This is a genomic window from Niallia sp. Sow4_A1, assembly GCF_052116745.1.
In the GTDB taxonomy this organism is placed as follows: Bacteria; Bacillota; Bacilli; order Bacillales; family Cytobacillaceae; genus Niallia; species Niallia hominis.
Window position 1 is genome coordinate 1 of the sequence record NZ_JBQKKM010000039.1, and the last position, 11,981, is coordinate 11,981.

Consider the following 11,981-nt stretch of genomic DNA (forward strand, 5'->3'; position numbering starts at 1 on the left):
TAAAGTCCGCTCGACTTGCATGTATTAGGCACGCCGCCAGCGTTCGTCCTGAGCCAGGATCAAACTCTCCAATAAAGAGTTGATTAGCTCATTGCTAAACTCTAGCTTTTTTGTTACTTGTTGTCATTCTATAACATTTGTTATAAAACGATTATTGTTGACGTTTGTTTGTTCAGTTTTCAAAGAGCAATTTGTTTGTTGCTATCAGAAGCAACTTTTATATCATACCAACCTTTGATGAATAAGTCAATTACTTTTTCAAAATAATTTTCTTTCTTGCTATCAATCAAAGTAATCAATAGCTTTCATAAGGCTGTTTTTATATAATAACATCTGTTTACATTTTCGTCAACAAAAAAACGATAAAATTATATCTATTTAAATTAACATTGTTAATATAGCTATTCCCTCTATATCTATCATCTATCCAAATTATTATTTCAATAAAGTGAAACTTCCATCAGTTGGTGCTTTTTCCCCCATACTGAAGTTTAAGAGTAGGATAAAATTAAGTATTACTTAACAAGTTATTACAATCCTTTAAACTCCAAGTAACCTTACTTCTCATTATTCCGTTTAACAATCGCTTTTTTCCCACAATCCCCCCCTTATATATAGAAAAAACCCGATCAAAAGACCGAGTTTCTTCTATATATATAATTACTTAGTAATCTTTACTACATCTTCTTCTTTTAGTTCCACATTACCAAGTTTATTAATTTGTACAGATTCACCCTCAGCTAAATTTGTAAATACAACAGGCGTAATAGTTGAAGTTGCATTTTCTTTAATATAGTCAAGGTTTACTTTCAATAGAGGTTGTCCTTGTTTCACTTGATCATTTTCCGAAACAAGTGTTTCAAAACCTTCCCCTTTTAACTTAACAGTATCAATACCAAAGTGAATAAGAATTTCTCGACCATTATCAGCCAAGATTCCAAGGGCATGTTTTGTTGGGAATAAGTTAACAATTTTCCCGTCAACAGGTGAAACAACTGTACCTTCTGAAGGAATAATCGCAAAACCGTCTCCCATCATTTTCCCCGCAAAAACTGCGTCAGGTACATCTGTTATAGCTACTAGCTCCCCTTTGATAGGAGCAAAGAAAGAATCTTCACCAGTTACATTACCTTGTAATGCACTTGGGTTTACATCTTCAATTTGCTCTTTCACTTCTTTATCCATAGATGGTTGAGCAGTTGGGCGTGGTCTTTTCCCACTCATAATATCTCTCATTTGGCCTTTAATCGTTTCAGAACGAGGACCAAATATTGCTTGAATATTATTTCCAACTTCCAGTACTCCTGCTGCACCTAGTTTTTTCAGACGATCTTTATCAACAGATTTAATATCATTAACTGATACACGAAGACGCGTAATACATGCATCTAAATGCGCAATATTTTCTTGTCCACCCATCGCTTCTAATACATCATACGGAAGATCACTAGTTGTACCTTTAGCACTGCTTTCTGTTTCATCTGATTCATCTTCTCTACCTGGTGTTTTCAGGTTGAATTTTCGAATTGCAAAACGGAAACCGAAATAGTAGATTACAGCAAATACTAAACCAACAGGGATAATAATCCATGCATTTGTTTGTGGGTTAATAAGACCGAATAATACATAGTCGATTAAACCACCAGAGAATGTCATACCTACTTTTACATTTAATAAATGCATTGTCAAAAATGATAAACCTGCAAAAACAGCATGAATACCGAACAATATTGGAGCTACGAATAAGAATGAGAATTCTAATGGCTCTGTAATACCTGTTAAGAAAGAAGTTAATGCTGCTGAAGCCATCAACCCACCAACAATCGCCTTTTTCTCAGGACGAGCCTCATGGTAAATAGCAAGAGCCGCAGCAGGTAATCCAAACATCATGAACGGGAATTTACCAGTCATAAATGTACCTGCAGTTAAGTTTTGAACACCATCTTTAATTTGGTTCATAAAGATAGCTTGGTCCCCTTTAACAATTGTTCCAGCATTCGTTGTATAACTACCAAACTCGAACCAGAAAGGAGAATAGAATATATGATGTAAACCAAATGGAATTAACGATCTTTCAATTAACCCGAAAATAAACGCAGATATTGTTAAATTAGCACCCAACATATTTTCAGAGAATACATTTAGACCATGTTGAATCGGCGGCCAAATAACAATCATAATTAAACCTAAAATAACAGCACATGCAGCTGTCACAATCGGAACAAAGCGTTTACCTGCAAAGAAACCTAAATAAGAAGGTAACTCAATTTCAAAGAAGCGATTATACATCGCGGCGGCGATAATACCGACAATGATACCACCGAACACACCCGTTTGAAGAGTAGGAATTCCTAAAACAGCTGCATATTCAGTACTTCCAACTAATGCATCAGCATCAATCCCTAAAACTGTTCCCATAGTAACGTTCATAATAAGGAATCCAATAATAGCAGCTAGACCTGCTACACCTTCACCGCCAGCTAAACCAACAGCAACCCCAACAGCAAATAGTAAGGAAAGGTTACCAAAGATGATATTTCCTGCATCCTCCATAACGGACGCAACCATTTCCACTCCACTATTATTCAAAAATGGAGCAATATCAAGAAGCGTTGGATTTTGCAACGCATTACCAAATGCAAGCAAGATACCAGCAGCTGGAAGAATAGCAACTGGTAACATAAGTGCTTTACCAACTTTTTGTAAAACACCAAACAACTTTTTAAACATTTTGTTGACCTCCTAAAGCAATTTTTCGGCTCAAAAAAGCGTTCTCAAACAAGAGTAAAAAACAAAAAAGGCATGAGCGTAGATAGATTGAAATAAACGCTAAGGTTAGGTTACCCTAAAACATTTAAATCAATCATCTTTTTCACTCATGCCTGATCGTATCAGTAACACGTTTATAAGATAATAACTATTTAATTTTTTTCTGAAGTCTTTGTAGATGCATCGTCAGATAAACTGCTTCTGCTTCAAAGACTGGCTTTTTCAATGCTTGTTGCATCACTTTTATGAGCTTCCATGCAAGATTATAGCACAGTGGATACTCACTCTTCAATAGCAAAATTATATTTTCTGGTTCTTCTACTTTTTCTCCTGAATTAACCCGTTCTATCGTAAAACGCAAATGTCTAACAAGACGCATATAGTCGATGCTATCTTTATCAATTTTTGTATCTAGTTGTTCCTCTATGAGATTCACAAGATGTGTAACTAATTGTGAATGCTGATTGACCTCTGATAAACTTTTGTTCATCATTGCACTATGAATATGCAATGCGATGAAACCGATTTCACCTACTGGTAATTGAAGCCCTGTTTGTTCTCCGATTAATTTCACAACCTCTTCAGCGATTGCATACTCAAACGGGTACAATGCCTTTGTTTCAATCAGAAATGGATTATTCAATACTAGCCCGTTTGTAACACGAGAGGCAGCAAACATAATATGATCCGTTAACGCTATATGGATATGCTCGTTAAGCTTTGTATTTGTCTTATTTTTAATTAACTCTATTGATGAAATAATTACATCCAACAACTCATTATCCACTTGTGGAAGAAGCTTCAAGTAATTGCTTTGTTCCTTTTCATCTTTTAGGACAAACAACTTTTCTACAACATTAACATCAATATAATCTCCACTTTTCTGATTAAAGCCTATTCCTTTCCCTATAAGCACTACTTCCCCATAGGATGGATGGTCTCCAATGAGCACATTATTATTCAGCGCTTTCTTTATTAGTAAATTAGGCATACTTATTTCCCCACTTCGACAGACTTCTCGGTACCTCAATGTTATTAAAGTCTTTATAGGAAGTCAACGAAAAAATGAGAAAAAGGACATCCAAAATGGACATCCCTTTTCTTCTTAGCAAAAAGACTTTTTCTCGCAACCCCAAAATAATACAATATAATATCGTTAACCTTTATCACAATGAGTTATGAATCATCTTCCCTTCTATTGTAAGAAGATAAAGTACAATGCGAAGATGACAAAGAATATATACATAATTGGATTAATATCTTTAATACGACCTTTAACAATCATAACAATAGGGTAGAAGATAAACCCAACAGCTATACCTGTTGCAATACTATAAGTCAAAGGCATCGCAACGATAGTAAGGAATGCTGGAACGGCCACTTCAAACTTAGCCCACTCAATTTTCCCAAGGGATGAAACCATCAAAATACCAACCACAACTAAAGCTGGTGTTGTAACAGCTGATGTTACTACTTCCAACAGTGGGAAGAAGAATAAGGATAACAAGAAGAACCCTGCTGTAACAACTGCAGCAAATCCAGTACGAGCTCCAGCAGCAACACCTGCTGATGACTCAATATAAGAAGTCGTTGTAGATGTACCGAAAATAGAACCTACCATGGATGCAATAGAATCGGCAAATAACGCTTTTCCTGCTCTCGGTAATTTATTTTCTTTCATTAATCCAGCTTGGTTTGCAACTGCTACTAATGTACCAGCGTTATCAAAGAAATCAACAAACAAGAAAGTTAAAACAACAACTAACATACTTTGTGTATAAAATCCAGGATCCCCAAGCGCGGAGAACAATGATCCAAAAGTTGGCTCAATACTAGGAACGGTAGAAACCACTTTAGAAGGCGTATCAATTACTCCAAAAATCATTCCTACTACTGCTGTGATGATCATTCCGTAGAATACTCCACCGTGTATTCCTCTAACCATTAAAATAATCGTAACGAAAATACCAAAAATGGCTAGTAATGTACTTGGCTTGGTTAAATCACCAATATGAACAAGTGTCGCAGCGTTACCAACAATAATTTCGGAATTCTGCAATCCAATAAATGTTATAAATAATCCAATACCTGCGCCGACCGCAAGCTTTAATTCAACTGGTATCGCATTAATTAGTTTTTCACGAAGACCAGAAAGTGTTAGTAGTAAGAAAAATACACTTGAAATAAATACAGCTGCTAAAGCATATTGCCACGGATGTCCTTGTGTTAAAACAACGGTATATGCAAAGTATGCATTTAATCCTAAACCTGGAGCTAACGCAATTGGATAATTAGCAAATATCCCCATAATTAGAGATCCTACTGCTGCAGCAAGTGCTGTCGCCACAAACACCGCTCCATAATCCATTCTTAATGCATCCGGAAGATCAGCTACATCTCCTAATGTTAATGTAAATGGGTTTACTGCTAAAATATAAGCCATCGCAAGGAATGTAGTGAAACCACCTAAAAACTCTCTGCGGTAATTTGTGCCTAGTTCTTCAAATTTGAAAAACTTCTTCATTGATCTTTCCCCTCTCATAAATGCTTTAATAATCGACTAAAACAAAAAAACACTCCTACGATTAAAGGAGCGTTGACTAGGGTTTGTGAATACGAATAGGGAAACTTTCTCTTAAAATAAATATATAAATGAGTTCTCATTATTCCCTATTTACACTTACCTCGTAGTCAAGCTATTTACGGTAGCTCGGTAGAAACTTTTGGGCCGTATTCCCCAATATTATACGAGTAAAAAATATCTATCTCAGTTGTAAATCTAGTTTAACAGTTTAAAGAAAGCTCGTCAATACAAAAAGCGAACAATCGATAATAAAAATATACGATCGTTCGCTTTTTCTATAGAACTTATCTTTATAAAAGGAAAAGCTACTATTTTTTTCCTTTTACTCCCACTCAATCGTAGCAGGTGGCTTACTCGTAATGTCATACACTACGCGGTTAATATGGGCTACTTCATTAACGATTCTTGTAGAAATCACTTCTAGTACATCCCAAGGAAGTCTTGCCCAGTCAGAGGTCATTCCATCTATTGAAGTAACTGCGCGAATTCCGATAGTATAATCATAAGTACGCGCATCCCCCATTACCCCAACACTTCGGATATCAGGAAGAACTGTAAAGTATTGCCATACATCACGTTCTAAGCCCGCCTTTTTAATTTCTTCGCGTAAAATTGCGTCGGATTCACGCACAATTTCTAATTTTTCTTCTGAAATAGCACCTAATACCCGAATCCCTAAACCAGGACCTGGGAATGGTTGTCTCCATACGATATCATCAGCTATTCCTAATTCAGAACCTAGAGCACGTACTTCATCTTTAAATAGCGTATTTAAAGGTTCAATTAATTGGAATTGCATATCTTCAGGAAGCCCGCCAACATTATGATGGGACTTAATTGTTTGCGCAGTAGCTGTTCCACTCTCAATAATATCAGTGTAAAGAGTACCTTGTGCTAAGAAATCAATACCTTCTAGTTTAGCTGCTTCATCATCAAACACATAGATGAACTCATTTCCGATAATCTTACGTTTTTTCTCCGGATCACTTACGCCTTCTAGCTTAGACATAAAACGCTCTTTTGCATCAACTTTAATTACATTCATATTGAAGCCTTCTGTGAAAGTCTTCATAACCCCTTCCGCTTCCCCTTTACGAAGAAGTCCATGGTCTACAAAGATACATGTTAATTGGTCACCAATTGCTTTATGAATCAAAACAGCAACAACAGAAGAATCTACACCGCCACTAAGAGCACATAAAACTTTTTTGTCGCCAACTGTCTGACGAATTTTTTCCATTTCAATTTCAATGAAGTTTTCCATAGACCAGTCACCTTTGCATCCACAAACCCCAAACACAAAGTTTTTTAACAATTCGTTTCCATATACAGAATGACGAACCTCTGGATGGAATTGAACTGCATATAATCCTTTTTCTCCATTACTCATTGAAGCGATAGGACAAGAAGCACTTGTTGCATCAATTGTAAATCCAGCAGGAGCTTCTACAACTAAATCACCATGACTCATCCAAACGATTTGTTCTGTTGGAAGGTCAGCAAATAATTTCGAGTTATTTTCAATATTAATCGCTGCTTTTCCATATTCACGATGCTTTGCTTTTTCCACTTTTCCTGCAAAATGCTGCGTCATCAATTGCATACCATAACAAATACCAAAGATAGGAAGCCCTAAATCAAATATTTTCTCATCAACACCAAATGCATTTTCATCGTAAACACTGTTAGGGCCACCTGAGAAAATTATTCCTGAAGGGTTTAATTCCTTAATCTCTTCAGCAGTAATGGTATGTGGATGCAACTCACTGTATACTCCAAATTCTCTTATTCTTCTTGTAATCAATTGATTGTATTGACTACCAAAGTCTAGAACAACAATCATTTCCTGACCTTCTATATGCGCTTTCCCCATTCCTATTCACCCCAATTAATCTATTTGAATTTCTCTTATTACTATTGCCAAACACCTTCATCATTCATGCCTCTTATCTCCATTTCACCATCTTTTTTTAAGAAAAAAAGACTAGAATCGGCCTCAAATAAAAACGAAGGCAGAATTCTAGTCTTTTGGATTCCATGAAGAAGCTAAATTGGAAAGACTTATCTGCCTTCATAGTCAGATCATTTAAGGCGACCCGGTAGAGACTCTCGAACCATATCATCGAGGATATATGAAGGAATTATATATAGATGAGAATATTGTAACAACATGTCGAATCGATGGTCAAGCTGTTGTTTTTTTAATTAAATTTTCCCATAATTCCCTCAAATCTTCCCAGCTGCCTTTTTGCAATTGACCTTTATACAGATATTCCTCATATTTAGCAGTCAACAAGCTCATTTCATCACTTGAATAGATGTGATCAATTTGCTTCGCATACTCTCTTAAGGTAACTTCTTCCTTTTTCTTAAGGCCTGCTATTTCTAATAAATGCAACAATACGATATACGCTTTTGGAAAGTTATTTTCGCCAGTTGCATGTTTGAATTTCCAAATATAATAATAAGGCAACCATTTATATCGAAATTTATAAATAGCAACTCCTAACAACCCGATTAAAGCTAGTACAAAAGCAACCCATTGCCAATTTCCTTTGACTACAGCTGGATAATTACTCCACCCCTCCGTAGTTTGGGATGTTGGTTCTAACGTTTGTTCTTGCTCTTCCGGTTTGTTTTCAGGAGTTTCTTGCTGTTGTTCTTGTGCATCTGGTGTTTCGGATTCTGTATTATTAGAATTTGATTGATTTTCTATATCATTCATATACGTATTCGCATTGGAGAATCCTTGTGTTGGTTCAAAGGAAACCCAACCAACCTCTGGAAAATACACCTCTACCCAAGAATGGGCATTATTATTTGTTACTTCATAACGACGAATTTCACCATCTGTCTCTACAAAATCCCCTTCTGTAAAGCCCTTAACCCATCGAGAGGGAATGCCAATAGAACGCAGCAAGGTAACCATAGAAGTAGAATAGTTATCACAATACCCTAGTTTTGTTTCAAATAAGAATTGATCTACATAATCCTCCTCCCCATTCGGAATGGCAACATTACTTTGACTATAAACAAATCCATTAGAGGAGAAATAGGTTTCTATCGATCTTACTTTCGCAAACACATTTTCATCATTTTTCGTTATATCAACAGCAAGATCCTTCACTCTTTGCGGCAATGAATCTGGAAGTTGAAGATAACGATTCGCAATAGCTGGATTATCCATCACAAAGGCTTCCATGTCCGCCGTTGTTAATGCATCTAAGCTGTATTCCGGTATATCATATGTTACGGAATAACTTTCAACATAGCCATTAAATACCCCGCGCTCATTCCCACTTTCAATTTCCATATAAGAATTCGCAGCAGTCATTTCTTTTACTCCTAACGGATATAGGAAGTATGAAAAACCATTTGTAAATTGAACCGTGCTTTGCGATTCTGTCCGCTTCACATTTTCTCCATCAACAAAAGAAATAAACGGAATCTCTCCACCGTGATCTAATACTTCAAAGTTATCTCGGCTCAATTGCAAAGATTCCTCTGACTGCACCCAGCCTTTTCCTGTATACGTATCTTTTGTTTCTACTTTCCAATAATGGGGCTCTTCCACTTCTGCGACAAAAACCATGGAGGAATCACCAATAAAGTCCCCTCCTAATCTAGAATCATCTACACTATATCCAACCCGATGAACACCATCTTCTCCGGTGCTGCCTCCTTCGTTCTCTCCACCTTTATTCCCCATCGTTTGAATAAAAGGAACTGGATCTGGCCAAATAGGATCTGCCTTTGGTAATAAGTAGCCAATTCCAGCACTCCCTATTACAAATACGAGCAACGGGATCATCCATTTTATAGTTGAACGATGGTTATTCTCAGAGCCTTCTTTGTCATTTAATCGAAAGAATGTTAACATCCCCATTACTGTAAAACCAATGATTACCGTCCGAATAATAGCACTAGTAGCACTATATATTGTAAAGGTATCTAATACTGTAATATAGATAATCGTCAACAAAAAGAAAGTAAAAATCTTTCTTCGTTTAATTAGCCAGTAATCGATTAGGTAGGCCATTAGCCATAGTAAAATAAAGCAGAGACAGCTTTTAAACATATTGGTCATTTCCGACCAATTTGTATCAAACACTAATACTAGATTATCAATAAATTCAGTAACAAAAGGCTGGATCCATTGGAAGGTTAAAAAGGACTCCTCAAAATATAAAGATTGAAGAACAAAGATAATATAAACAGTCTTTAATGTTCCGCTTAACAAGCTTGGTGCTCTAAAAAAGGCTAGTAATAAAGAAAGCGCAAGAAATAGATTAAATACAATCACATTCTCTGTATTCGTCAACGCTTCCAGCGGTCTAAGCCATTCCCAAATTAATAAAAATCCTAAGATATACAATAGAAAATTGGATATTGTGATGTGCTTTTTGCTAAAAGATGAACTCATTTAAGCCATCACCTCCAAAAAAGCCTCTTTATATCTTCCTTCAGAAACATGGATAACGCGAATCCCTCTTTTTACAGCAAAAGCACTTAATGTTTTTTCCCCACTAGATAAGCCTTCATTTTTACCTGTAATGACAAACACCGCTATATTATACCTTTTGCTAGAAAGCCAGCCTGCTTTATCTACTAGCTCTTTCGTTAACATGGATGTAATCAGCATAACTGTAGCTTGTTGCTGCAACTGACTGCTTTCATTATCCAAAACCTCTGCAAGTGTTATCTCCTTTGTAGTGCGAATCTTTGCTAAATGATAGAGTAATAGTTGTTGTTGACTTTCTCCTCCTCTTATTGGAAAAATTGTTCGATCTGTATCAACTGATAAAAGCCCTACCTGAGCACCTTTTTTTAAAATGGCACGAATTACTGAAGCCGTAAAAGAAACTACTCCTTCAAATCTCTTATTCTCTTCGCAATCCACAACAATCATAATGTCATGGGTCTGCTTTTGTTCAAACTCTTTTGTCATCATATTATTCCGCCTTGCACTTGCCTTCCAGTTAATCCATGAGAAGCGGTCACCAGGCTGATACTCTCTTATTCCAACTGCCATTGTCGTATCTCTTTGCACTCGTTCCTTCGAAGAAGTCATCCCTTGTTCAAAATGATTTTCCAAAGGCTTGTAAACCATCTCTTCAAAAGGAGGATAGACAAGTATCCGATCAACTTGAATATAAACTTTCTCCTTTTCAACAAGACCTAAAGGATCTCCTATTTGCAGGAAAATCTGATCAAATACATGCTCTCCTCTCGACAACTCTTTTACCGTATATTTATAAGTAAGAGTACGTCTGAACCCAGGCATTAACAGCTTCTTTCCCATTATCTTTTCCCCTACAGTCGAGCTAAACGAATCTTCCACCATGACATAGAAAATAGGGAAGAATGTCTTTCTTTTTAATTCAATTTCTACATGCATTTCTTCTTTTGCACTGTACTCATATTTTTGAATTTTTCGTTTTACCTGCCAGTCTCTAATTGGGTAACCAGCAATCAGTAGTCCATATAAAGCAAAAGGTAAAAAACTATAGAATAAAAACCAGCTAACAAATCCTCCTTGGAACATAGCATAAGAAAAAACCATCGCTATTAATAAAAATAATAAAATTAGTTTCCAAATCCGATTTAATTTTTGCAAAAGTCTTTTCATTACTTCACTAACCTTTGCACCGGTACAGAGACTTCCCCAACAATTCGATTGATAATTTCCTCTGGCGATATTCCATCAAATTTTGTCTCTGATTTTAAAATAATTCGATGGGCAAATACAGCTTTCACTAAAAATTGAACATCATCAGGAATAACATAATTTCTTCCTTGAATAAAGGCATAGCTTTGTGATGCTCTCATTAATGCAATCGAACCTCTAGGGCTGACTCCTAAATAAATTCCCGCATGTTCTCTTGTTGCAGTAGCAAGCTCCACTATATATTTCTTTATTGTGTCATCCACATACACCTGTCTAACTTCATATTGAAGAGTAAGCAGTTCATCCAAGGTCACAACTGACTCTAACTTTTCAATAGGAGCAGCTACTTGGACTCTAGTTAACACTTCCATTTCTTCTGCCACGGTTGGATATCCCATCTGCATTTTTAATAAAAATCGATCTAGCTGAGCTTCAGGGAGAGGGTATGTTCCTTCATATTCAATGGGATTCTGGGTTGCCATAACAAAGAACGGCTTTTGTAAATGATGGGTAATTCCATCAATTGTTACACTACTCTCTTCCATCGCCTCCAAAAGGGCTGACTGTGTTTTGGGCGATGTTCGATTAATTTCATCTGCAAGAATGATATTTCCCATGATCGGCCCTGGCACAAATTGAAATTCCAGCTCTTTCGGATTATAAATGGAGACTCCTGTTACATCAGATGGTAAAAGGTCTGGGGTGAATTGAATTCTACGGAAATTAGCACCAACTGATTTCGCCAAAGCTCTTACCATCATTGTTTTCCCGACTCCAGGGACATCTTCTAATAAAACATGACCTTGGGCAAGTAATGCAATTAAACTAAGTTCTGCTACGTCTCTTTTCCCAATCATTACTTTTTCGATATTACCGATTATTCTGTCAATTACTAAACTATGATTTCCTGCCATCCTTCTCCTCCTGTTGTATTTCTATTAAAATGCACCTATACTCACC

The 11,981-nt window shown here is 36.4% G+C and carries 7 protein-coding genes, 1 rRNA gene and 2 riboswitches; all 8 genes read right to left on the bottom strand.

Features of this window, described 5'->3' with window-relative positions:
* A 16S ribosomal RNA gene (locus ACTQ5K_RS18600) occupies positions 1–75 on the bottom strand; the annotation flags it as partial.
* A gap of 585 nt (positions 76–660) precedes the next feature.
* On the bottom strand, positions 661–2,730 hold the full coding sequence (ptsG, locus tag ACTQ5K_RS18605) for a glucose-specific PTS transporter subunit IIBC (RefSeq protein WP_251628860.1): 2,070 nt from the start codon (positions 2,728–2,730) through the stop codon (positions 661–663).
* 187 nt (positions 2,731–2,917) lie between these two features.
* Positions 2,918–3,760 (bottom strand): glucose PTS transporter transcription antiterminator GlcT, encoded by an 843-nt coding sequence (glcT, locus tag ACTQ5K_RS18610; RefSeq protein WP_031539103.1) that lies wholly within the window; start codon positions 3,758–3,760, stop codon positions 2,918–2,920.
* 204 nt (positions 3,761–3,964) lie between these two features.
* Positions 3,965–5,293, bottom strand: a complete 1,329-nt coding sequence (locus tag ACTQ5K_RS18615; protein ID WP_031539104.1) for an NCS2 family permease — start codon at positions 5,291–5,293, stop codon at positions 3,965–3,967.
* A 144-nt stretch (positions 5,294–5,437) separates the two neighbouring features.
* A riboswitch (purine riboswitch) is annotated at positions 5,438–5,540 on the bottom strand.
* Between the two features lie 135 nt (positions 5,541–5,675).
* Positions 5,676–7,226, bottom strand: a complete 1,551-nt coding sequence (guaA, locus tag ACTQ5K_RS18620) for a glutamine-hydrolyzing GMP synthase (protein WP_048718082.1) — start codon at positions 7,224–7,226, stop codon at positions 5,676–5,678.
* A 181-nt stretch (positions 7,227–7,407) separates the two neighbouring features.
* Positions 7,408–7,509: riboswitch (purine riboswitch) on the bottom strand.
* A 29-nt stretch (positions 7,510–7,538) separates the two neighbouring features.
* On the bottom strand, positions 7,539–9,776 hold the full coding sequence (locus ACTQ5K_RS18625; protein ID WP_048718084.1) for a DUF4129 domain-containing transglutaminase family protein: 2,238 nt from the start codon (positions 9,774–9,776) through the stop codon (positions 7,539–7,541).
* The gene (locus ACTQ5K_RS18630) at positions 9,777–10,982 is read right to left on the bottom strand and encodes a DUF58 domain-containing protein (protein ID WP_048718086.1); all 1,206 of its coding nucleotides are present in this window, start codon (positions 10,980–10,982) and stop codon (positions 9,777–9,779) included. It abuts the gene before it with no gap.
* A complete protein-coding gene (locus ACTQ5K_RS18635) occupies positions 10,982–11,935 on the bottom strand; it encodes an AAA family ATPase (protein WP_235251861.1) in 954 nt (317 codons plus the stop codon). The genes ACTQ5K_RS18630 and ACTQ5K_RS18635 overlap by 1 nt, the downstream gene beginning before the upstream one ends.
* Positions 11,936–11,981: the final 46 nt, after the last annotated feature.

Bases quoted from the DNA above. Each gene is read 5' to 3' on its own strand.
- guaA (WP_048718082.1), bottom strand. From the start codon at position 7,226: ATGGGGAAAGCGCATATAGAAGGTCAGGAAATGATTGTTGTTCTAGAC.
- ptsG (WP_251628860.1), bottom strand. From the start codon at position 2,730: ATGTTTAAAAAGTTGTTTGGTGTTTTACAAAAAGTTGGTAAAGCACTT.
- ACTQ5K_RS18630 (WP_048718086.1), bottom strand. From the start codon at position 10,982: ATGAAAAGACTTTTGCAAAAATTAAATCGGATTTGGAAACTAATTTTA.
- glcT (WP_031539103.1), bottom strand. From the start codon at position 3,760: ATGCCTAATTTACTAATAAAGAAAGCGCTGAATAATAATGTGCTCATT.
- ACTQ5K_RS18615 (WP_031539104.1), bottom strand. From the start codon at position 5,293: ATGAAGAAGTTTTTCAAATTTGAAGAACTAGGCACAAATTACCGCAGA.
- ACTQ5K_RS18625 (WP_048718084.1), bottom strand. From the start codon at position 9,776: ATGAGTTCATCTTTTAGCAAAAAGCACATCACAATATCCAATTTTCTA.
- ACTQ5K_RS18635 (WP_235251861.1), bottom strand. From the start codon at position 11,935: ATGGCAGGAAATCATAGTTTAGTAATTGACAGAATAATCGGTAATATC.